21 protein-coding genes are annotated in these 23,032 nt (G+C 55.5%); 8 read left to right on the top strand and 13 right to left on the bottom strand.

All coding sequences use genetic code 11. The features are described from left to right. The first annotated feature begins 104 nt into the window (after positions 1–104). On the top strand, positions 105–1,460 hold the full coding sequence (locus FA92_RS03840; RefSeq protein ID WP_033782290.1) for an aminotransferase class I/II-fold pyridoxal phosphate-dependent enzyme: 1,356 nt from the start codon (positions 105–107) through the stop codon (positions 1,458–1,460). Here the strand turns inward: FA92_RS03840 and FA92_RS03835 are convergent. Further along, entirely contained in the window at positions 1,438–1,869 is a 432-nt protein-coding gene (locus FA92_RS03835) for a GNAT family N-acetyltransferase (protein WP_033782287.1), read from the bottom strand. The genes FA92_RS03840 and FA92_RS03835 overlap by 23 nt on opposite strands. A gap of 228 nt (positions 1,870–2,097) precedes the next feature. Continuing rightward, positions 2,098–2,307, bottom strand: coding sequence for a transcription antiterminator/RNA stability regulator CspE (gene cspE, locus FA92_RS03830; RefSeq protein ID WP_006118399.1), 210 nt, complete (start codon positions 2,305–2,307; stop codon positions 2,098–2,100). A gap of 1,305 nt (positions 2,308–3,612) precedes the next feature. On the opposite strand from cspE, the gene FA92_RS03825 reads away from it, so the two are divergent. Then, a complete protein-coding gene (locus FA92_RS03825; protein WP_013357084.1) occupies positions 3,613–3,858 on the top strand; it encodes a hypothetical protein in 246 nt (81 codons plus the stop codon). A gap of 173 nt (positions 3,859–4,031) precedes the next feature. Here the strand turns inward: FA92_RS03825 and gntT are convergent, their stop codons facing one another. Beyond that, complete coding sequence (gntT, locus tag FA92_RS03820; RefSeq protein ID WP_013357083.1) at positions 4,032–5,348, bottom strand: gluconate transporter; 1,317 nt, start codon at positions 5,346–5,348, stop codon at positions 4,032–4,034. Positions 5,349–5,639: 291 nt separating this feature from the next. Between gntT and FA92_RS03815 the strand changes: the two genes are divergently transcribed. Continuing rightward, positions 5,640–6,788: an iron-containing alcohol dehydrogenase gene (locus FA92_RS03815; RefSeq protein WP_033784530.1), complete on the top strand. Its 1,149-nt coding sequence runs from the start codon at positions 5,640–5,642 to the stop codon at positions 6,786–6,788. An 80-nt stretch (positions 6,789–6,868) separates the two neighbouring features. On the opposite strand, the gene FA92_RS03810 is transcribed toward FA92_RS03815, so the two are convergent. From FA92_RS03810 to FA92_RS03795, 4 genes are all read right to left on the bottom strand, one after another. Then, on the bottom strand, positions 6,869–7,705 hold the full coding sequence (locus FA92_RS03810; RefSeq protein WP_033782286.1) for a Cof-type HAD-IIB family hydrolase: 837 nt from the start codon (positions 7,703–7,705) through the stop codon (positions 6,869–6,871). 117 nt (positions 7,706–7,822) lie between these two features. After that, complete coding sequence (locus FA92_RS03805; protein ID WP_013357080.1) at positions 7,823–8,305, bottom strand: RcnB family protein; 483 nt, start codon at positions 8,303–8,305, stop codon at positions 7,823–7,825. Positions 8,306–8,576: 271 nt separating this feature from the next. Next, positions 8,577–9,674: an ABC transporter substrate-binding protein gene (locus tag FA92_RS03800; RefSeq protein ID WP_033782284.1), complete on the bottom strand. Its 1,098-nt coding sequence runs from the start codon at positions 9,672–9,674 to the stop codon at positions 8,577–8,579. A gap of 230 nt (positions 9,675–9,904) precedes the next feature. Then, positions 9,905–11,191 (bottom strand): HAAAP family serine/threonine permease, encoded by a 1,287-nt coding sequence (locus FA92_RS03795; RefSeq protein ID WP_033732037.1) that lies wholly within the window; start codon positions 11,189–11,191, stop codon positions 9,905–9,907. A 365-nt stretch (positions 11,192–11,556) separates the two neighbouring features. Between FA92_RS03795 and FA92_RS03790 the strand changes: the two genes are divergently transcribed. Then, a complete protein-coding gene (locus FA92_RS03790) occupies positions 11,557–12,147 on the top strand; it encodes a hypothetical protein (protein WP_033782282.1) in 591 nt (196 codons plus the stop codon). A 150-nt stretch (positions 12,148–12,297) separates the two neighbouring features. Beyond that, positions 12,298–13,491, top strand: coding sequence for a zinc-dependent alcohol dehydrogenase (locus tag FA92_RS03785; protein ID WP_033782280.1), 1,194 nt, complete (start codon positions 12,298–12,300; stop codon positions 13,489–13,491). A gap of 55 nt (positions 13,492–13,546) precedes the next feature. On the opposite strand, the gene FA92_RS03780 is transcribed toward FA92_RS03785, so the two are convergent. After that, positions 13,547–13,753, bottom strand: coding sequence for a hypothetical protein (locus tag FA92_RS03780; protein ID WP_033782279.1), 207 nt, complete (start codon positions 13,751–13,753; stop codon positions 13,547–13,549). A gap of 187 nt (positions 13,754–13,940) precedes the next feature. On the opposite strand from FA92_RS03780, the gene FA92_RS03775 reads away from it, so the two are divergent. Further along, a complete protein-coding gene (locus tag FA92_RS03775; RefSeq protein WP_033784529.1) occupies positions 13,941–14,675 on the top strand; it encodes a GNAT family protein in 735 nt (244 codons plus the stop codon). A 14-nt stretch (positions 14,676–14,689) separates the two neighbouring features. On the opposite strand, the gene FA92_RS03770 is transcribed toward FA92_RS03775, so the two are convergent. Then, a complete protein-coding gene (locus FA92_RS03770; protein WP_033782277.1) occupies positions 14,690–15,382 on the bottom strand; it encodes a YetF domain-containing protein in 693 nt (230 codons plus the stop codon). A gap of 578 nt (positions 15,383–15,960) precedes the next feature. On the opposite strand from FA92_RS03770, the gene FA92_RS03765 reads away from it, so the two are divergent. Further along, positions 15,961–19,722, top strand: a complete 3,762-nt coding sequence (locus tag FA92_RS03765; protein ID WP_033782276.1) for an NAD(P)-binding protein — start codon at positions 15,961–15,963, stop codon at positions 19,720–19,722. Positions 19,723–19,735: 13 nt separating this feature from the next. Here the strand turns inward: FA92_RS03765 and FA92_RS03760 are convergent, their stop codons facing one another. Next, positions 19,736–20,065 carry a hypothetical protein gene (locus tag FA92_RS03760; protein WP_013357070.1) on the bottom strand — a complete coding sequence of 110 codons (330 nt, stop codon included), beginning with the start codon at positions 20,063–20,065 and terminating at the stop codon, positions 19,736–19,738. A 352-nt stretch (positions 20,066–20,417) separates the two neighbouring features. Here FA92_RS03760 and FA92_RS03755 point away from each other — a divergent pair, with 352 nt between their 5' ends. Then, entirely contained in the window at positions 20,418–21,656 is a 1,239-nt protein-coding gene (locus tag FA92_RS03755; protein ID WP_033782274.1) for an AI-2E family transporter, read from the top strand. Between the two features lie 65 nt (positions 21,657–21,721). On the opposite strand, the gene FA92_RS03750 is transcribed toward FA92_RS03755, so the two are convergent. The 3 genes from FA92_RS03750 to FA92_RS03740 form a co-directional block, all read right to left on the bottom strand. Then, on the bottom strand, positions 21,722–22,039 hold the full coding sequence (locus FA92_RS03750) for a hypothetical protein (protein WP_033731819.1): 318 nt from the start codon (positions 22,037–22,039) through the stop codon (positions 21,722–21,724). A gap of 138 nt (positions 22,040–22,177) precedes the next feature. After that, a complete protein-coding gene (locus FA92_RS03745; RefSeq protein ID WP_033782272.1) occupies positions 22,178–22,603 on the bottom strand; it encodes a DUF4186 domain-containing protein in 426 nt (141 codons plus the stop codon). Positions 22,604–22,615: 12 nt separating this feature from the next. Then, on the bottom strand, positions 22,616–22,888 hold the full coding sequence (locus FA92_RS03740) for a cupin (RefSeq protein WP_033782269.1): 273 nt from the start codon (positions 22,886–22,888) through the stop codon (positions 22,616–22,618). Positions 22,889–23,032: the final 144 nt, after the last annotated feature.

Raw genomic sequence — 23,032 nt, 5'->3', positions numbered from 1 at the left:
CTTCGCCATCGGTAAGGGGCTTAAAATAGTGCTTGAATTTGATACTAGAGCCGTAATACTTATCTGAACAATCACTATTTTGTTACTGAACAAAGTATTTTCTTATGACAGAGAGCGTTGACCTCAACTGGTTTTGCAGCCAGATAACATCGCCTTCAGTGAAAGGCATCGCCCAGGCCGCCTCCGCCCTGATTCGGGATGGACAGATTGCGACAGGCATGCAGATGCCTGCGGTACGGGAGATTGCGGAGCAGTTGGGCATCAGTCCGGCAACCGTTTCTGCTGCCTGGGCGCAACTCAGAAAGCAGAAAGTACTGGCGGGCAAAGGACGCAGTGGTGTCTGGGTCAGTGGTAACACGGTGATGCCGCGTCCGATTCGCTTTGAGAAGATCGGTAATTACGGCGATAACATCCGCGCCGATCTGACTCTGGCCTCGCCCGACCCTGCCCTGCTGCCTGATCTGCAGCAAGCGCTGCAGGCAGCTCTGCACTCACCGCAACTCAATAGCTACACCCGCGAAGCGATTTCAGCGCCGCTGCTTCAGGCGATTAAGCCGCGCTGGCCCTATGCGGCAGAAGCGTTTCTGGCAACGGATGGAGGTTTTGATGCGATGAACCTGCTGGTGCAAACCCTCGTCTCGCCGGGTGACCGGGTGATTATTGAAGATCCAACCGCAACCCGGCTGCTCGATATGCTGGATAACGTCGGCGCAGAGATCCTGCCGCTGGCGTGTGATGAGGAGGGTCCGCTGCCGGATGTCCTGTCTGTTCTGCTGGAGCAGGCACCGGTGATGCTGATCTATCAGCCCCGTACTCACTCCGCTACCGGGAACAGCATCAGTGTGGCGCGACGTCAGGCACTGGCGCAGGTTCTGCAAATGAGCAGCACACTGATTGTTGAGGATGATGGGATTGGCGATCTCTCCGCGGAGGCGAGCTGGAGCCTGGGCGTCTGTTTTCCTGAGAGAACGCTACACATCCGTTCATTTTCCAAAGCCTACGGGCCGGATCTGCGGCTGGCCGTGCTCTCTGCCACCTCGGAGATGGTGAAGCGGATTCAGTCATGGCGAAATTTTGGCGTCAGCTGGACCAGCCGCATTCTGCAGGACGCAGTCGCGTGGCTGCTGGAGGATGAGGCAACGCAACAGCAGATTGCCATCGCGCGCGCAATTTACCGGCAACGACGCGAAGCGATGCTGACGTCGCTGGCGCGGCGCGGTCTGCCTTTGCCGCTTCGCGACGGGTTAAGCCTCTATATCCCGGTAGCGTCGGAGCAGTTTGCCATGATTACGCTGGCGGCCCGCGGGATTGCGGTCGTGCCAGGCGAGCGCTGTCGGCTTGGCCCCACGCAGTTTATTCGCGTCAGCATCGCCAGCCTCAGGGATGAACAGCGGGAGATGATTGCCGGGGCACTGGTCATCGCCTCCGGACGGGAAGTTAACCCGCTTGCAGATCTTTGATGAGATAACGGGGGGACTCAGTATAACCTTCGCGGGCGTAGAACTGATTCGCCTTAAGACGTGACTGATGGCAATGAACTTCCATACGGTCGCAGCCACGACGCGCTGCCAGCGTTTCAGCGTGCTGAAGCAGCTGCTGGCCGACGCCTTTACTGCGCTCACCCTCTGCAATGCAGAAGTAGCTGATGCGGGCAAAATCACCGGCCAGGGCCAGTTGAGGAATAAAATGCAGGGAAAGAAAACCCAGCACCTGGCTGCCATGTTCCGCCACCAGCAGCGCTTCACTGGGATCGCTGCATAACTGCGCCAGGCGCTGTTCAATGAAGCTTTCGGTGCCGCCGTAGCCTAACTCGCTCAAAAGGGCACTCAACGCAAAACTGTCTTTCAATTCTGCCTGACGTATGTTCATCCTGCCTCCTCACTCACCGGGTTCTGTCACTCAGTTATATAGCGTCGCAAACTAAAAAGCTGCATGTCAGGTTGTTATAAATATGTTACGGGAATTTATTGTGTACCGCCGCGCAGTTTGTGCGGCCACAGGGACGATACAGGAGGTTACGATGAAAGGGATGAAGCGCAGATTACAGCCATAAAAAAACCCGCCATCAGGCGGGTTTTTAGAATTCTGACTGTTAACTTACAGACTGATAACGTTAGCAGCAGATGGGCCTTTAGCGCCGTCGGTGATTTCAAACTCTACGCGCTGACCTTCAGCCAGAGTTTTGAAGCCGTTGCTCTGGATTGCAGAGAAATGTACGAATACATCTTTGCTGCCATCTTCAGGAGTAATGAAACCGAATCCTTTAGATTCATTAAACCACTTAACGTTACCTTTGATCTTAGACATCTATATTACCTTTACATGAAAAATGGACACTAAACTGTGTCGGGGTCTAGTACAGCAATTGCTGAGGGATTTGTCCAGCATGATTTGATGAAAAAGTGATAAATATCGCCTTTCCGTGCGTCCATCACACTTTCCTGCTTCCGGACTTGCGAATCGTCCGTAAACAGCTAGCAGGTCGATGACCTGCACTGAACGCTAACCCGCTGGAAAGACGCACCTTTTCTCTTTAAGAGTTACAGAGCACTTACGTTAAAAAGAAAAATCTTATTAAGACGTATTCCTCTTCTTAATGAAGGCGACAGAAGTAAAAACGCAATTTTTTTATCTTCATCGGAACAGCGCTTTTCTCTGCCTGACCCATTTTTAAAGGCTCTCGCAGTCGTTGCGGCACAAATGCTCATCAAATGAGCATAAATTCTTAAATTTCTGAGCGCGGTTCCTGCTTTGAATTGCACCTGGATAAGCGTTCAGTGCCAATAATCCCAGCCAGAGCGGGGTATTAGCGGATATTTTAGCCAACAGCAAAGAAACATTGAGCGAGATCAATGAAGTGCTTTTTAGTGGTTGAATTCGCATTTGGCAACAAACAATCAGCGTCATAAGAAATTACGTTTCTCATCGCAGTCCGGAATAATATTGCGCAGCAATAGATAAAATCTGCTTAACCGTAAAGAGGCAGGCATCCGTCAGGGCGCATTAAAAAGGAGGATGAGACGCAGAATGGTGATGAAGATACGCTGTAGCCAGTGTGGAAGCGCACGGTTCGTTTTCACTGATTATCGGGAGGGTAAGCGCAACTTTCATGGTGCCTGCTGTGCATGCTGTAAAAAACAGCTGGGCTCACAGGATCTGCTACCGAATACGCCGATGGATCCCGTTAGCCAGTATTTGTTAGCAAGCCAGAAAACAGTTCGGGCACCTGATTAGGTGCCCGCCGTCGCTGAAGCTTTAACAAAACTATGACATCAGAAAATCAGTTTGAACACCCCTGTCAGGGTCAGTAAGCCCACGATAAAAATGATCGCGATAATCCACAGAATAATTTTCATTTCCTTTTCCCCTCACTGATTAAACATTTTTCCTGTAAGCAGTATAGACAGAAAAATTTGTCACGCCGCTTCACTCAGTGTTCAACTGCTCATAAGTTCAGCAGATTTTGCTTTTATTTATGTTCTGAGATAACGATCGCAACACCACTTCTTACTGGCCTTCTTTCTTCGTTTTACAGACCATTCCTGGCTAAAATTCAGGCGGCAAGGCAGGCCTCAGTAGTGATGAGATTGAAATGAGTCGCGAGGAGATCTTATGAGTACGATTAATACCAGCATGGGCCGCTACAGCCTTAAGGCCAAAAACAGCGGTAACCACATCAAAGGTTCTTTCGCCATCAACGATGAAGGCGGCACGCAGCTCTCTATGCAGGAGTTTGACGAGCACTATCTTGATGATGTGGTAAACAACGTTATCTATCCGGTCACCGGCGGCAATCGCGAAATTGCGCGAGCGCTACGCGAACAGATGGTCAAAGCCGGTTTTGAACCGCCTCATTAAGAGGCCAGATTTACGCTATTACAGACCCGTGGGCCGCGTTTTGCGGCCCTTTTTATATTCGTGGTTACAGGCTGCGAATAAGCCGGCTCTGGAGGCTGCCCGCGATACAAAAAGAAACGGGCCAGAGAGAAGCAAAGAGAGGAGCCGCTGGCAGGGTTGCCAGCGGCCAGAGGTTAAATCGCCCAGGAGAGCAGCAGGCAACCCACCAGACCACAGACCGAAATAATGGTCTCCAGCGCCGACCAGGAGCGAATGGTTTCGCCAATCGTCAGGTTGAAATACTCTTTGAACAGCCAGAAGCCAGGGTCATTAACGTGCGAGAAGATTACACTGCCAGAACCCACGGCGATAACCATTAATTCCGGGCTGGCACCGCTGGTGACAATCAACGGTGCCACAATGCCCCCGGCGGTAATCGCCGCTACCGTGGCAGAACCCAGGGCAATACGCAGCACAGCAGCAATCGACCAGGCCATAAAGATGGGTGAAAGCTGAGTCGAGTGCATCATGCTGGCGATATATTTATCCACGCCGCTGTCCACCAGCACCTGTTTGAAGGCCCCGCCACCGCCAATGATCAACAGCATCATAGCGATGATCTTGATTGAGTCGGTCAGGGTATCCATCACCTGTTCCATCGTACGACCGCGATTCAGGCCAAAGGTGAAGATCGCAATCAGTACCGCAATCAGCGTTGCCATTACCGGGTCGCCAAAGAACTCCGCATAGGGCAGCAGTACGTGGCCTTTTGGCAGCAGCATCTCCGCCACGGCACGCAGCGCCATCAGTACCACCGGCACCAGTGCCGTCCAGACGCTGACGCCAAAGCTGGGCATTTCTGCCTCGGTAAAGGTTTTTGGGTTATAGAGTCCCTGCGGAATCGGTTTGTCGATGTTTTTCAGGAAACGGGCATAAACCGGACCCGCCAGAATTACCGTAGGGATACCCAGCAGCGTACCGAACAGCAGCGTTTTACCCATGTCAGCATTAAACAGCGTGGCAATGGCTGTAGGACCAGGGTGCGGGGGAAGAAAACCGTGCGTCACTGATAAAGCAGCCGCCATCGGCACCCCGACATAGAGCAGCGGCACACGCGCCGACGCCGCCACGCTGAACACCAGCGGCAGCATCAGGACAAAGCCCACTTCGTAGAACAGCGCAAAACCGACGATAAAACCGGTCAGCACCAGTGCCCACTGAATATGCTTTGTGCCGAATTTTTCAATCAGGGTGGTGGCAATACGCTGCGCACCGCCGCAGTCGGCCAGCAACTTACCGAGCATGGCACCAAAGCCCATGATTAGCGCCAGGCTGCCCAGCGTGCCGCCTACGCCCGCTTTGATTGAGGTAATGACTTTATTTACCGGCATGCCCTGCATCACACCGACCGCCAGCGCCACCAGGATCAGCGCGATAAATCCATTAAGCTTAAAGCGAATCATCAGCAGCAGCAGTAACGCGACGCCAATCGCCACATAGAGTAATGGCATAGGTTTTCTCCACCTTGCGCACTGAAGGGAATTCAGTGTCGGTTTATTATCATGATCCCCGGAGGGCTGCAAAACAGTGCGCTGTAAGATGCTTACACATCCCGACAAACGCTGTTACCGATAACATGTTAAGGGTAACATCCGCAGGAAAGCACCACCCCGCCGACGGTGAATTTCTGTTTTGCGAAGATGATCAACTTTTTGCCAGTGTGTTATCAGAAAGTTTGCCCATGCTGGCGTCGCGCTTTTCGTTACACTCAGATTTTAGCGAAATGTAAAAAGGATGCGCCGGTGAGTGAGAACCTGAGTGAGCTGTACAGTAATCAACGAACCCTCTTTGGTCGCGGTAGTCTGGATAAACTGGTGCCGCTGCTGGCCGCCCGGTCACAACCTACCCTGCTGTTTTGCGGACAATCTTTCCTGCAGGGGCCAGCCTATGCCCGGATAAAAGCTGACCTCAACGATCACATTCTCGGTTATGAAATTGTCAGCCATGAAGCCTCGCCCACTGAGATCGATGGCTGGGTTGCGCGCTGGCGCGGTCATGTTGATCGGGTGGTCGCGATTGGCGGAGGCAGCGTGCTGGATGCGGCGAAAGCCTTTAGCGCCATGATCCAACACCCGCTGCCCACGGCCCGCTATCTGGAGAAGGTAGGTGACACTGCGGTTCAGCCCATCACGCTGCCGCTGATTGCGGTTCCGACAACGGCCGGGACCGGCAGCGAAGTCACGCAAAATGCGGTGGTGACAGACCAGCAGGATATTCAGATCAAAGCGTCACTGCGCCACCCGGTCTTTGTGCCGGAAGTCGCGATTCTTGATCCGGATCTGCTGAAAGGCGCGCCTGAGCAGGTGCTGGCGACCTGCGGCATCGATGCTTTTACCCATCTGTTTGAAGCGTATCTCTCCGGCAAAGGCAACCTCTTCACCCGCCAGCTGGCGCTGACCGGTCTGCGTCAGTTTGTTCAGGCGTGGCCTGCCCTCAATCGCGAGGATGCGGCGGGTGACGCGGCACGTGAAGCAATGATGATGGCATCGTGGCTGGGGGGCGTCAGTCTCAGCAGTGCGGGTCTGGGCGTGATCCACGGTATTGCCGGGGAACTGGGCGCGATTAAACCGTTCCATCACGGTGAAGTGTGCGGGCGCCTGCTGTTTTCGTTCCTGGATCTGCTGTCTGACAGCCAGCAGCCGCTGCAGTGTACGCTGATGGCGGAGCTGCACCCGCAGCTCTTCAGCGAATCCACAGATTCACCGGTACAGTTTCTGAAGCAGTGGCTGCAGCAGCAGGCCATCACGCCATTCTGGCAGGATGGCCCGTCGCTGAGCCGCACTGAGGTGGAGTGGATCCTGGCGCGTGCCAACAGTAAAAATTCGCTGGTGAATTACAGCCGCGAACAGATGCAGACGATGATTGCCCAGGCCTGGCACATCACGGCGTGATCAACGCGCTGGCCTCCTTCACTGACCTGTCAGCCTGGCAGGTCATGCAGCAGCTCAGCGCTATCCTGGCACGTTCAGTCTCAGCGCCGCGGGGCGGCAAAAGGCCCCTCACCTGCCAGCATCTGCTCAATGATCTGCAACACGCCCTCCTCATTATTAGACGCCGCGGCAAAACGTGCCGCCTGCTTCACCCGCTCTGGCGCATTGTCCATGGCAAAACTGAAGCCGGACTGTTTCAGCATCTCCAGATCGTTACCGCCATCGCCAAAGGCCAGCACCTGGTCGTGCGTGATCCCCCAGCGTTTTGCCAGCAGATCCAGACCGTGCGCTTTGTGATTTCCCGGCACGATCAGATCGACCGAGCCATGACCGCTTGACGTCGCGGCCACGCGTCTTTGGTGCAGTCGCTCAATATCCGCCATCAGTGGCTCGATGTAATCATCCGAGAGGTTCAGCGCGAACTTAAACAGCCGGTCATCCTGCACCTCATCCAGATGATGAATCGGCTTCAGCCGGTGACAGTAATGGCGCATCTTCTTCAGCCAGCTCTCTTCCATGCCGTCGAAGTAATACGCGCTGTTACGACCACACAGCAGGTAACGCAGGCCGGGATAGTCGCCGTTTTGCAGGGTGCTGATTACCGCTTCAACGTCGCGGCGTTCAAAGGCACCGCAAAACAGCTCTTCATCACGGTCAATAATCCATGCGCCGTTTTCCGCCACAAAGGCGATATCGCTGGCGATCTCCGGGAAAAAGGATTTGAGCTGGTAGTACTGATTGCCGCTGGCCACCACAAATTTGATGTCGCGGGCGGTGAGTTGCTGATAGCAGGCGAGAAAGCGGGATCGATTGTACTGCTTATTATCGTCCAGAAATGTGCCATCCATATCGACTGCAACCATCTTAACCGTCGTCATCATGACTCCTTACACAAGAAATTTTCAGCGTGGAGTCTCAGGATAGCCGCTGGCGCAGCAAAACGGAAAGAAAGAGGGATGGCCGTAGCCATCCCTGGCGATCCGGTCAGGATAGAATCAGTTCAGGGCGCTGTTCAGCACCAGCGCGGTAATCACACCGGTCGCGGCAGCAATCAGCACATAGTTGCCGTCGATGTTTGCCCAGTGATAACCGCGCGGCGGTTCACGCAGACCGCGTTCATGCCAGTCGGCTACGCGATAATGGTCGCCGCGGTATTCCTGCGGAACAGGATGGCCGCGACGGAAGTCGTGGCCCTGCCAGGCGAAATGGTCACGGTCATTGCGGGATTCTCTGCCACGATGGTTGTTATCTTCATCATGCCGATTATTGCCCATGTCGTGAGGCTTTTTATCATCATGGCGATTGTTGCCGCGGTCGCGATTCTGATCGGGGCCGCGATTGTCAGGACGTTTATCACTGTTCTGATGCGGCACCGGCTTACGCTGACCGTCATCATGATCGTCTGCCAGTGAAACCTGAGAGAAGAGCGTGCTGCATGTTAAAAGTGAAGCGATAAGCGTTAATGTTGTTTTTTTCATGATACTGCCTCCGAAAATAACGGCTGTTCAGGCACCGTTGATCGGCATCATGGCAATAATTCTGGTGAGAGACATCTGTAAAAGTCTTAAAATCCCGTAACTTACACAGTATTACGCTTGCTTAGCGATTTCTTAACACAGGTCATATCTTTAAAACTCTTCTGACGCAATCCAGATGTTAACCGGGCAGCCTGAACATCACGCCTCAGGCTGACCCGTTAAAACCTGTTCAACGTCAGGGTGCTGAAATGCACTCCGACGCTTTACCCGGTTATGGCGTGCTGAGGATCACCGGCGCATCCGGCAACGCCGTGAACTGTTTTACGATATGGTGATAATCGGCCGTCGGATCGAGATCACGGAATACCTCTGGATAGAGATCTTTAGCCAGAATTTCCATACCGATGATGTTGTAAGAGTGATTATAAAAATGGTGATAAACGCCATAGACCCGTTTCTGTTTCACCGGTTCGATCTGCTCCAGTCCGGTACGACTCTGCAGGCGGTTAAAGGTAGCTGTCACGTCGGTCTGACTGGCACCATAACCAAACGGCAGCACATTGCTGTTCGGACGCTTCGAACCGGTCATGATGTAAACGTCCGGCTTCATGGCGATAATCTTCTCCAGCGACACAAAACCTGAGCTGCCGGGCAGCAGCGCTGAGCCGATATTTTTCCCGCCGACCGCTTCCACCAGCGCACCCCAGCCGTTATGACTATGGGTAAAGCAGCAGTTGTCGGTGTTACCGGCAATCGGTTCAATAAACACCGTCGGCTTGTGCGGCACCTGGGCGATCTTCTGCTGAAGCATCTGCCAGCGCTGCTGATAAAAATCAGCGTAAGCTCTCGCTTCGGCTTCGCGATTCAGAACGGTACCCAGCACTTTCACACTCTTCAGGGTGTTCTCTTTGGGGTGAAGCTCATCGTCCAGGAACAGCACAGGGATATGCAGATTTTTCAGGGTAGCCAGCACGCCCGACTGCGTCAGTGCCGGTTTAGCGCGCAACTGCGCAATCATCAGGTCGGGCTGCTTCGCCAGCACGCTCTCCAGATTGACCTGCCCCTGATCGTTAAAGCCCATATCCACAATCGATGCCGCCTGCGGCCAGCGCTGCTTCAGCAGATCCCAGGTCTGGGTATCCTGCTTTTTCGGCAGGTTATTCCAGGCAACGACCCGCTGAAACGGGTTCTGTCGATCCAGTAAAGCCAGCGCCATCACGTCGCGTCCGTCCTGCAAAATCACATGCTGCGGCTCCTTTTGCAGCGTAATTTTCTGACCATCCATATCGGTCACCGTGACCGGATAGGTGGTCGCCGCGCAGGCGGTTGACAGTAACAGCGTGGTGGCAGCAACAATCCCGATTTTCATTTTTCTCCTGTCCTTTAAAGAAATAATAATTATTCGCGTTAACTCTACCATGTGAAAAAGTAACAAATGTAAATATTGCTGACGAGATGCGTCTGACGGAGAGGGTTCACTGTGCGGCGGCTGGCTAGAAAAGGGGAGCGAGGGCTGGCGATACATGGAGAAATGACGCGTGGCGGGCAGAACAGCAGACGCCTCTCAATACCGCGGAGAGGCGCCTGTTGATTGATCTGTTACTTCACCAGCGAATAGAAAATCGCGGAGATGGCAATCAGACCAATCAGCACCACAAACAGGTTACTGATTTTCCCGCTGTACTTACGCATCGCCGGCACTTTGTGAATGGCATACATCGGCATCAGGAACAGGATCATGGCAATTACCGGCCCGCCCAGCGTCTCAATCATGCCGAGAATATTCGGGTCCAGCGTTGCCACCAGCCAGGTGGTAAGCAACATAAAGAGTGACGTCAGGCGATTCAGTCTGGCAGGCGCGATAGTTTTACCGCGGCTGCGCAGCGCCTTATTGACCATACCGTTAAACCCTTCGCGCGCGCCCAGATAGTGGCCGAGGAACGATTTGGTGATCGCCACAATGGCAATCAGCGGCCCGAGCCAGGCAATCATCGGCACCTGAAAATGGTTCGCCAGATAGGAGAGAATGGTAATGTTCTGCGCCTTGGCGGCATGGAGATCGTCAGGCGACAGACTCAGCACGCAGCTGAAGACAAAGAACATCACCGTCACCACCATCATCAGGTGCGAGCAGGCCAGAATGCGCGAGCATTTTTTCTCGGCGGCGTCGCCATACTCTTCGCGCTTCGCCAGGGCAAAGGAGGAGATGATGGGTGAATGGTTAAACGAAAAGACCATAACCGGTATCGCCAGCCACAGCGTCATCCACAGGCTGCTGCCCGCAGGCTGAACGTTCAGGGTTGAGAGTGCAGCCCCGTGCCAGTGCGGGATCAGATAGCAGGCCATCAGCATCAAAACCGCCACAAAGGGATAGACCAGCACGCTCATCGCTTTGACAATCATCTTCTCGCCGAAGCGCACAATGGTCATCAGGCCGACAATCAGCAGCAGCGACAGCAGCACCCGCGGCGGCGGCACCAGGCCGAGCTGATTCACCATCAGGCTCTCAACTGTGTTGGTGATCGCCACGCTGTACATCAGCAGAATCGGGTAAATCGCGAAGAAATAGAGCAGCGTAATCAGCTTGCCCGCGCCAACGCCGAAATGCTCCTCGACCACCTCGGTAATATCACCTGCCGGATTTTTACCGGAAAGGACAAAGCGTGTCAGGGCGCGGTGTGCGAAGAAGGTCAGCGGAAAGGCCAGCACCGCCATGATAATGAGCGGGATCAGCCCGCCGACACCGGCATTGATGGGCAGGAACAGCACACCGGCTCCGATTGCGGTGCCGTATAAACCCAGCATCCACATGGTGTCGGTTTTACGCCATCCCGTATCGACGTCACTCTCAAGCGCGCCCAGCGTGCCAGTTTGCGTGGTTTTCATCAGATAGTCCGTGTTAAAAGCCGCCAGTAACCTGAGCCGTCAGGCAGGTAAACGTATGCCCCACTCTCAGCCTCAGCTGCAGACGGATCGGTGAAGCGTAAAAATGATCCGTGCATGCAGAGGTAATCGATTGCGTGCGCCACTTTTTACACTACCTGACGATAAAAGTTCAAGCCGCGAAGACAAACACGCATGGATTGCTGAAAAAACCGTCAGGTTGTGCAAAGTGACTGCGCGGCGATCATGCCATTTTTGCGGCCACTTTACTGCCCCTGAAAAGGTGATCCCTGTAACGATTAAGCGTAACGGGCTACGCTTTATCTGACGCTGTCGCGATCACGGCGACAGGGACACAGGAGAAAAGAATGAAAATTGCCTGCCTGGGATGGGGATCGTTAATCTGGAAACCTGGCGCACTGCCGATGGCCAGTCAATGGCATCATGATGGACCTGCCGTACCGATTGAGTTTGTGCGCATCGCTGACGGCGGTGAACTATCAACGGCGATCTGCCTCAACGCCCGCCCGGTGCCGGTGTTCTGGGCCTGGCTGAACACCGCCTCACTGGAGAGTGCCTGCCGCGCGTTGCGCATTCGGGAGGCGATACCAGACAGCCGCGTCGATGGCGTCGGCATGATGACGGTGACAGAAACCTCAGTGGGACCGCTGGCGGAATGGGCGCAGGCGAAAGGCATCGAAGGATTAATCTGGACCGGTCTGCCTGCCCGCATGGCGGGAGTTGAAGGGCAGATACCGACGCTGGATGATGCGCGACACTATCTGCAGAATCTTACCGGTGAAACGCGTGAGCATGCTTTTCACTACCTCGGGCAGGTTCCGTCGCAAATCGACACCCCTTACCGGCGCGCGCTGGCTGATCTCACTGGCTGCCAACCGGATGCGCCGTCTGTTACTGTCGCCGCCCTGCAAAGGCACTCACCCAGCCCGCCGATCTGAAACTGCCCCGCCTCCAGCACCGCTCTGCTTACTCCTCAAAGGGTTACTACACTTCAGGCAGGTTTCGATTTCAGATTCACTGAGTCTTTCTCGCAGGCAGCCACACCTTCTGGTCTGGCTGCCCTTCCCCCGTCAGCAGGAGATCAACTAATGAAAGCATTAACGTATCACGGCCCGCATAAAGTCAGCGTGGATAACGTACCCGACCCGGGTCTGGAAGCGGCCGATGACATTATCCTGCGCGTGACCGCTACCGCCATTTGCGGTTCAGACCTGCACCTTTATCGCGGCAAAATTCCCGGCACCGGGCATGGCGATATTTTTGGCCATGAGTTTATGGGCGAAGTGGTTGAGGCGGGCAGTGCAGTGACTGCCGTCGCCAAAGGCGATCGGGTCGTTATTCCGTTTGTGATCGCCTGTGGCGACTGCTTTTTCTGCCTGCTGAGCCAGTATGCCGCCTGTGAAAATACTAACAGCGGACGGGGTGCTATTCTGAACCGTAAAAACATCACGCCGCCCGCGGCGCTGTTTGGTTTCAGTAAGCTCTATGGCGGTGTGCCCGGCGGCCAGGCGGAGTATGTCAGAGTGCCGAAAGCCAATACCGGTCCGTTCAAGGTGCCGTCCATACTGTCAGATGAGAAAGTGCTGTTCCTGTCGGACATTCTGCCCACCGCATGGCAGGCGGTTAAAAATGCCGAAGTTAAACCCGGCTCCAGCCTGGCGATTTTCGGTGCCGGCCCGGTTGGCCTGCTCAGTGCAGCCTGCGCCCGACAGCAGGGTGCCGAACAGATTTACATGATTGATCACAACAACTACCGCTTAAACTTTGCCCGCGATCGCTACGGCGTCATCCCGATTAACTTCGATGAGATCGATGATCCGGCCGGCTGGATTATCGAACACAGTACCGGCAATCGCGGTGTGGATGCCGTGGTCGATGCCGTCGGGTTCGAGGCGAAAGGCAGCCTGACTGAAACCGTGCTCACCAATCTCAAGCTGGAAGGCAGCAGTGGTAAAGCATTGCGTCAGTGTATTGCTGCGGTGCGGCGTGGCGGTATCGTCAGCGTGCCGGGCGTCTACGCCGGATTCATTCACGGCTTCCTGTTTGGTGATGCCTTCGACAAAGGGCTGACCTTTAAGATGGGACAGACGCATGTGCATGCGTATCTGCCCGATCTGCTGAAGCTGATTGAACAGGGGCATCTGACGCCGGAAGAGATTGTGACCCATCATCTGCCGCTCGAAGATGCCGCTCGCGGCTACGATATTTTCGCTAAACGCGAAGAGGAGTGCCGGAAGGTGATTCTGGTGCCAGGCATGGCCGCCACGCAGGCCACGATTTAATCGCCTGAACCTCACTACCGGATCCCCGGCAGAGCTCGCTGCCGGGGATCGCATTTTAATACGGCTTGCGCTGAAGACTGCTTCGCCACTCCCGCCTCTCCAGCAGATGGTCATCCGGCGAGTCCGCCGTATCGACCTGACTCCCCTGCTCCAGCAGTCGCGCACTGCGTGAATGGGGATGACTTTCGCTGATCACCTGTTGTGAAAATGCACCAAACGATAACAGTAAAAACAGTAATGCACTGGCCGCCCTCACTTTCATACGCACACCTCTCTGATAACGGTGTCGCTATGCTGCCCGACGGGTTTTCATTTTCTGTCAGTAACAGGCAAAGTTATGTGGAGAGCGGGAACAAGCTGCGACGGGTTTAATCGCGGTTCAGGATAGCCCGTCAGAACACATCTTAATTTTCCCTGCTTACCGTCCGTTTTTCTTCAGGAGGATGCCAGTGAACATCAATCAGTTTGATCAGCCAGTCGGTGAAGCCCTGCCCGACTGGCAACCTGTCGCCAGACCGCCCAGTGCCTCCATCCACGGCCAGCACTGCCTTCTCCTGCCATTAAGCATGGATCATGCGGAATCGCTGTTGCTGGCATTTATGCAGGCACCGGATGATCGGGACTGGACCTGGCTGAGCGCGGAGCGGCCCGCCTCACTGCCGCAGATGCAGCGCTGGATTGCGGATAAAGTGGCGGATGCGTCCCTGGTGCCCTTCACGGTCTGCGGGCTGAATCAGCAGCCCTGTGGTGTGGTCTCCTTCGCCAGCATAGAGCCAGAACATGGCACCCTTGAAATCGGTCACGTCACCTGGTCGCCGCTGATGCAGCGCAGTGCAATGGGCAGCGAGGCGATTTTTCTGCTGCTGCAACAGGCTTTTGCTCTCAGCTATCGTCGGGTGGCGTGGCGCTGTGATTCTACTAATGTCGCTTCACGACTTGCAGCTGAACGACTGGGGTTCCGCTTTGAGGGACGTTTTCGTCAGGTAATGACTCGCAAACAACGTAACCGCGATACAGACTGGCTGTCGATAATCGACCGTGAATGGCCGGAGGTTCATCGCGCCCTGAGCGCCTGGCTGAGGGCGGATAATTTCAGCGTCGCAGGTCAGCAAAAGCGTCCGCTCAGTGCCTTTTTCGCCGACGTTAATCCCGGCAATGCCGACACGCCGCAACCTGAATACTGAGCTGGCGCTGGCAGCTAATGCAGCCGACGTACGCTCAGTGCCGCAGACCAGCGCTGTCGCTGACAGCGCGGGCAGACGGCCTGCTGCTCCGCCTCGATCCTCTGCGTCTGGCCACAATGGGTGCAGGCGTAGAGCGCGCTGACCGGCACGGTGCTGTAATCCTGCCGGTGCTCTGGCGGCAGCACGCTTAACCCGGCGCGCATCTCGTCATCATCATAGAAATAGAGGCTGAGCTGACCATCGACTTCCACCAGCGCCAGCCGGATTTGTCCCAGATGCTCTACGCCGCTCTGGCGCAACTCCATATAGAACTCATCTTCGGAAATATTCAGCTGATCCAGACTTTCCAGCACATACAGGCCATCCATAATCAGGGTAATGACGTCGCCCTGAATCAGCCGTGAAAAGCGCGGACTGTGTGACGTCAGCCAGGTGGTCAGGCGGTAGAGCGCCAGCAATACCACAAACACCATAATCACCGGCAGCACCGGTACATCGTCATAAAACGTGACGTCACCGGACGCAGAACCCAGCGTCAGGATCACCACCAGTTCGAACAGCGACAGCTGACGCACGCCGCGTCGTCCTGACACTTTCAGAAAAGTAAAAACCACCAGATAAGCGATCAGAACCCGCGCGATCACCTCAAACAAAAAGGTGGCCGGTTGGTCGTTAAGTAAGAAGCGGTGCCAGTCGAATGAGAACATAGTCGGTTAAACATCCTGTTTTAAGCGGCGCGCCGCTTAGCCGGCCGCCCGTTGATCGCCCGCAGATTCAGGCCAGTAATAAGTCAATCTTGTCGTCAGCCCGTTAAAAGGCAAGCGAAGCAGTAAGGTTAAAACAGGTAAGTCTGACCGGTCTGCATGTTCAGGAAAAGGTTAACAAAGCTGAAAATAGCGCTGACGCGCTTCACGCTGCGCTTATCAACCCGACAGCGCAGACAAAAGTGAATAATTCCTGTTTCTGAATGGATGACTTTTGCCGCTGCGCTTTTTCCTTTTCACTTCAGTAATTTGCGAAGCATCTTTCCCTGTCTATACTTTCCAGTAAGGCTTCCACAAAATCCGTTAACATTCAGAGAAGCCACTCTTTTTCCTGCCGATAGCGTCGCACGTTTAGTTCTGCTATCTCACGCATCCAAACCGTCACAGGCTCTGTTGCCTGCAATTTAGCGTCTGTGGCTTATGGCAAGGATCGCCAGTCTGCTTTGCATACCTGTAACGCCCTGACCCGTTTCATAGCGGCTCGTCAGCGGGAAGCGTGTTGCTTTTTTTCGGGAGATGCCATGACGCCCTTTTCCAGTTTCTGGCAGGCCGGCTATGAAGGTGCCGATCATATCAATCCGGCCGGTCTTGCGCTGTCGATGAACGATCTGAACCAGCATCTGGCGCGGGCGGCAGAAGATTATGCAGCGCTGAGCCCCTTTGCCATTCGCACCGTGCGGGAAAGCGTCGGCTGGCGGCTATGTGAACGCGACGGCCGCTATGACTTCTCCACAGTCGCTGCACGGATGCTGGCTGCAGAGCAGCAGGGCATTCAGCTGAGCTGGACAATCTGTCACTACGGCTGGCCCGCGGGCGTCAGCCTGTTTGATCACGACTTTATCCCCCGTTTCGCTGCCTTCTGTGGTGCACTGGCCCGCTTCCTGGCGCCCTGGTATGAGCAGGCGCCGATCTACTCCCCGATGAATGAGATCTCCTTTGTCAGCTGGGGCATCTCGGTCGGGCTGTTCGCCTGTGAGGCGATCCCGGAGCCGGATCGGGCCAATGCCGCCAAGCGGCAGCTCGTGCGCGCTACCCTGGCTGCCTGTGATGCGATCTGGCAGGCCGATCCGCGTGCCCGTGTGCTGCATTGCGATCCGCTGATCCATATCGCGCCCGATCCCGCCGATCCCGACAGCGGCCGTCTGGCACGTGAGATGTGTGACACCCAGTATCAGGCATGGGACATGCTCAGTGGTCGCCGTAATCCGGAGCTGGGCGGCGCACCCCGCTATCTCGATCTGATTGGTGTGAATTACTACCACGACAACCAGTGGGAACAGGGTTCAAACCGGCGGCTTTACTGGCATCTGGCCGACAGCCGACGCCAGCCGCTGCATCAGCTGCTGCTGCAGGTCTGGCAGCGTTATCAGCGGCCACTGCTGCTGGCGGAAACCAGCCACGTCGGCAGCGGCCGCGGCGCCTGGATCCGTGAGATCGCCACACAGGTTGCACAGGCGCAGCTGGCGGGCGCGGATCTGCTCGGCATCTGCCTCTATCCGATTCTCGATCGTCCCTTGTGGGAGGAAACCACCTTCTGGACCCGCAGCGGCCTGTGGGATCTCGATCTTCTGGGCGCCGATCCTTACGCCCGCCAGTTACAGCAGCCTTATGCCGACGCCCTGCGTCAGGCGCAGCGCTTTTTGCAGCACATCCAGTCCCTACAACATCCCAGCCAGGAGCACACCATGAAACCACCTGTTCTCATCGTTTTCAGCCATTTACGCTGGGGTTTTGTTTTTCAGCGTCCGCAGCAGCTACTGACTCGCCTGGCACAGCACTATCGCGTACTGTTTGTCGAGGAGCCGGTCTGGCAGGCAGGGCCACCAGGCCTGCATCAGAGTTCGCCTGCCGCCAATATCACGGTGATCCAGCCACATACCGACAGCGACGCGCCCGGCTTTCACGACAGCCAGATCGCCCCGCTGCTGCTGCTGCTGACGCCGCTGCTGGAGGAGGACGATCAGCCGCTGATCTGGTTCTATACGCCAATGGCACTGCCGCTGCTGACGCCTTTTGATCCGGCACTGGTAATTTACGACTGTATGGATGAGCTTTCGGCCTTCCAGAATGCGCCGCGCCAGCTGCAGCAGCGCGAATCGGCGCTCATGACCCGCGCCGATCTGGTCTTTACCGGCGGCTCCAGCCTCTATGAAGCGAAGCGTGATAAACACGCTCAGGTTTACTGCTTCCCCAGCAGCGTTGATGCCATTCATTTTGAACAGGCGCGCGATCGCACGAATCGTCATCCGTTACAGGATGCCATTCCGTCGCAGCGTCTGGGTTATTACGGCGTTCTGGATGAGCGTATTGACCTGCCGCTGATAGCCGCGCTGGCAGACAGCCATCCCGAATGGCAGATCATTATGGTCGGACCGGTGGTGAAAATTGATCCCGCCAGCCTGCCGCAGCGCCCCAATATTCACTGGCTCGGTCAGCAGCCGTATCAGGCTCTGCCGCAGTTTCTGGCGGGCTGGGATGTCTGTCTGATGCCGTTTGCCATCAATGCTTCGACCCGCTACATCTCCCCGACCAAGGTGCTGGAGTATATGGCAGCGCAGCTGCCGATTGTCAGTACTGCCATTGTCGATGTGGCGCGCCACTACGCAGAAGAAGTGGCGGTTGCAGAGACGCATGCGGAATTTATTGCCGCCTGTGAACAGGCAATGGCAATCAGTGCCGCAGAACGGCTCATGCTGGCGGGACGGATGCAGGCAAAAGTCGATGCCACCTCCTGGGATCGCACCGCAGAGCAGATACATGGCCTGATCCAGCAGGCGCTGACGCAGCGTCAGCCTGCTCTGAAGTCAGCCAGCCAGACCCGCGCGCAGGCTAACGTCATGCCTTTAACGCCAGCGATGCTGGAGAGCGACGCGGTGCCCTGCCTGATTATCGGCGCCGGACCGACGGGTCTGAGCGCCGGGTATCACTATGGCGAAGGCGCAGTGCTGCTGGAGAAAAATAGCACCCCAGGCGGCTGGTGCCGCTCGATTGACGATCAGGGGTTCACCTTCGACTATGCCGGTCACATCATGTTCTCGCAGGATCCCTACGTGTTGCAGCTCTATGAGATGCTGCTGGGCGACAATCTGCACTGGCAGGCGCGCGAGGCCTGGGTTTACAGCGACGGTGTTTATACCCGCTATCCCTTCCAGTCCGCGCTGCACGGCCTGCCGGTCGAGGTGGTAAAAGAGTGCGTGCTGGGCGCTATCGAAGCACGCTATGGCGAAACAGCCGTCGCCGCTGTGCCGCTGGATCGGGCGCGTGCGCGGCGGGATTGCTGTGCGGATGGCGCAATCCCCGATGAGGGCAGCAGCACCGGCGTGGTGGAGGGCAAAGAGGATTTCCAGCACTTTATTATGCGCACCTGGGGTAAAGGCATCGCGCGGCATTTCGCCCTGCCCTACAACCAGAAACTATGGAAAGTGCCGCTGACCGACATGGAAACCTCATGGCTCGGCGGACGCGTGCCGCTGCCCGATCTGTCACAGATCATCGATGGTGCGCTGCAACCGCTGGCGAAACCAGTCGGCCCCAACGCCCGTTTCGGCTATCCGCTGCGCGGTGGCTTCCAGGCACTGATGTCAGGCTTTTTACCGCACCTGAAATGCACGCTGGAGACCGAAACAACATTGACGCGCATCTACCCGCAGGCGCATGTCGCCCTGCTGGCGGATGGTCGCCACTACCGGTATGAGCAGTTGATCAGCACCATGCCGCTGCCGGAGCTGATTAAGCTGATGGGTGATGAGGCGCCGGAGAGCGTCCAGCTGGCGGCGCAGCAGCTGCAGTTTGTGTCGGTGCGCTGTGTGAATCTGGGCATTGGCCGGGCTGACCTCACTGAAAAACACTGGATTTACTACCCTGGCGATACGCTATTTCATCGCATTTTTGTGCAGGGTAATGCCAGTCCGCACTGCAATCCGCCGGGTGGCTTCGGCTTAACCTGTGAAATTACCTACAACGCGGCTAATCCGCTGCCGCTGGAGGGTGATGCGCTGATTGAGCGCTGCCGTCAGGATTGCATCCGGGTCGGCATGATCACCGCGGACGATCCGCTGCTCTGCGCATCTGAGGTTGATATGCCTTACGCCTACGTGGTCTATGACCATGCGCGCAGCGATAACGTGGCGTTGATCCGCCAGTGGCTGCTGACTCAGGATATCCATCTGTCGGGTCGTTACAGCGAGTGGGAATATTACAACTCGGATCACGCCTTCCTGGCCGGTAAACGCGCGGCCGAAAATGTCCGTTTGCAACATGTCAGCGCAGGGACGCTTGGCTGATCTGACTCAGCCGTTATGAAAGACGCTGGCTGCACTTTGCGGCTTTCAGTGACTGCAACGCAGTGACCCGATTTTCCGCTTTCCGGGTGGCATTGTATTTTGCAATGCCATTACCCAGTCCGAAATCCCCGACAAAACCCAGCACGGTCAGGGCATTAAACTGGCCGGTCTGCTCGATATCACTCTGCACACCGTGCGCTTTGACCAGCTCCTGATCCAGGGCGTTGCAGTTTAGCGTCGCTGTCTCTTGCGGCGTCACCGCAGCCGCCTGTGGATAGTGCTTGGTCGCGCAGCCGGTCAATACCAGCGTCACCAGCACCACTAAGACTCTCTGTTTGCTCATTTCTCACTGCCTGTTTTTTGCTCACTTAATAATGTTATCGGCAGCATACACCAGGAACATGAGTCTCTGACCTACCAATAATGGTCGAAACCGCTACGCTAATGTAGGATTCAGCGGGCTGCAGTCAGAGGCGGCCCGCTACCGACCGGAAGTCACGCAGCGAACGCACATTGCCCGTTCATCACTTCTGCAAGACCTTTCAAACAGTTAGCCAGCATGATGCTGCCAGCAGCAGCATTTAAAGAGCAAAGCCTGAGCGTTAATTTGTCACGAGGCTGCCGCGCAAGCGAAGCCGGACACAGCAAATTTGCGCGTCGGGTTTATCAGAGTTTGTTCCAGATGAGGTTTCTCCATGCGTTTTAAAGGATTGAACATCGGGTTTTTCATTTTGATTCTGGCTATTGCCACCGTCGCATTTTTCGAGGTGCTTTCGCCCTATTTCTCGCCGATTTTATGGGCGGCGATTCTGGCGGTGATTTTCCATCCGCTGAAAACCTGGCTGCGCAACCGACTGGGTGACCGCAACGGCGTGGCCGCGCTAATTACCCTGTTCTGTATCTGCCTGATTGTCTTCACACCGCTGGCGATCATCGCCTCCTCACTGGTGGTTGAAACCAACGCGGTCTATCACAAACTGCAGACCAACTCATCGCAGTTCCCGGCCGTGTTCGCCGATCTGCTGCAGCATCTGCCGCGCTGGGCGAAGCATTTCCTGGCTGAAAATAATCTGGATAACGCCGAACAGATTCAGCAGAAGCTCTCCTCATTTGCACTTAAGGGCGGTCAGTATGTGGCGGGCAGCGCCTTTATCATCGGTAAAGGGACGTTCAGCTTCACCGTCGGCTTTGGCATCATGCTCTATCTGCTGTTCTTCCTGCTGAAAGATGGCTCCTATCTGGTGCATCTGATTCTGGAAGCGCTGCCGCTTTCCACCTACGTGAAGCATCACCTGATGGTGAAGTTTGCTGCCGTGGCACGCGCGACGGTGAAAGGTACGGTGGTGGTCGGTATCGTGCAGGGTATTCTCGGCGGGCTGGCCTTCTGGTTTACCGGCATCGACGGCAGCCTGCTGTGGGGCGCGCTGATGGCCTTCCTCTCCCTGATTCCAGCGGTCGGTTCCGCCATCATCTGGGTACCTGCGGCAATCTTCTTCTTCGCTACGGGCGCACTGTGGAAAGGGCTGTTCCTGGTTGGTTTCTTCGTGGTGATTGTCGGTCTGGTGGATAACATCCTTCGTCCGTTGCTGGTCGGTAAAGACACTAAAATGCCGGACTATATGATCCTGATCGCTACGCTAGGCGGCATGGAAATCTACGGCATCAACGGTTTCGTGATCGGTCCGGTTATTGCTGCCCTGTTTATCGCCTGCTGGAATCTGCTTTCCGGCCGCGATAACCGCGAAAATATCGAAGTCATCGACGAAGAAGTGATCGAAGAAGGCAAGAAGCAGTCAGAGACAGCGGCAGAAGCCGCAGCGGAAGCCGCTTCTGCTGCAGCCGATGCGGCCGCTGAAGCGGAAATCAAAGTGTCAGCGTTAGCCGCGGCGGAAAGAGAAGCCGCAGAAAGAAAGGCCGCGGACAACAAAGCGTAATTTAGATCTGCCATAAAAAAACCCACCTTCCGGTGGGTTCTTTTTTTTATCTGAAAACCAGCGTCTTAGTTGGTCGCTTTGTTTTTCAGATCTTCAGCACCCTGCTTGGTTTTATCCCAGCCTTTTTCAGTGCCTTCTTTGGTTTTGTGCCAGCCTTTCTGAGCACCTTCGGTGATTTTGCTACCGGTGGTGTGGCTTTTGCCTTCAGCGGCATGCTCAGACTTCAGCTTCAGCTCTTTGCCTTCGTTCTGGGTCTGATGCAGTTTTTCTTTCGCAGTATCAGCGCCTTTATGCGCTTCCGCGACGGTATTATCTGTGGTGGTAGCAGCAAATACTGGCGAGGCCAGCAAAATAGCAGACAGTGCAATAATTGATTTCTTCATAATTCCCTCTGTATTCATCGTTGCCGTGTAGGTTTTAATCCTGGCATAGCCTTCCCAGGAAAGATTTAAGAATAAACCAGGAATGAAAAAGGGCCAGTTTTCACCAGAAAAAGCCGCTGACTGTAGCTTTTTTATTCATTACCAGAGCGACAGCTGCGGATCGTCGTCCGGTTTCGGCTTATTCCGGCTCACGCGGGCGGGCGGTGCTGGCTGCTGCATCTGCCGGGCGATCCACGCCAGTAACACCGTCACCACATATTCCTGCTGCTCAGCGCTCAGCGGCTGATGCTGCCCGATGTGGTGCCACTTGCTCAGACAGCCACGACAGCAGGTCGCGGTGGCGTGCTGGGCGATAAATACCGGATGGCCGCGCATCGGCGTCTGTTTGCCATCATTTTCCGGCTGAGCAGGCGCCAGCCGCTGTGCAACAAATTCTGCGGCGTGCTGTCGCAAAACCGGCTCGCCTTTGCTGCTCGCATAATCGTACTCAGCGTGTCCCAGTCGAAAGCGCTGACGAAACGTCGAACGTGTCAGCCGGGTAAACAGATCGTCAGACACGTTCATACTGATTGCCCGTTACTCATATTTACGTCCCGCCAGATAGCTGACGCCCTGTGGTCCGAATGCTTCGCGATGCAGTTCATTCGGCTGCAGGTGAAACGTCTCGCCGGGATGATAGGTGGTGTCGCCCTGCTCGGTACTGATGGTGATGTCACCACTGAGAATCAGGGCCAGCGCTTCAAAAGGATGGACGTGATTATCAAGCTGGGCTGATGCGGAACGCTCAATCAGCAATGGCTCATCAAAACCCTGTTCGGCTAACAATTTTCTGAATTCGTGTTCTGTCATCGCAACGCCTCAATATGGAACTGACCTTAAGCAGTGTAGACGATCTTTATCGCCGCTTATGGCACGGAACGGGTACGTAAAGTCGCGCAAACAGGGTTGTTCACGGGTCAGGCCGATGCTGTACTTGCCGTCTCGTTCCCCATT

It is taken from the genome of Pantoea sp. 9140, assembly GCF_000745295.1.
GTDB classification, from domain to species: domain Bacteria; phylum Pseudomonadota; class Gammaproteobacteria; order Enterobacterales; family Enterobacteriaceae; genus Pantoea; species Pantoea vagans.
Note: the sequence above shows the minus strand (reverse complement) of the source record. Positions and strands in the feature narration are given on the sequence as shown.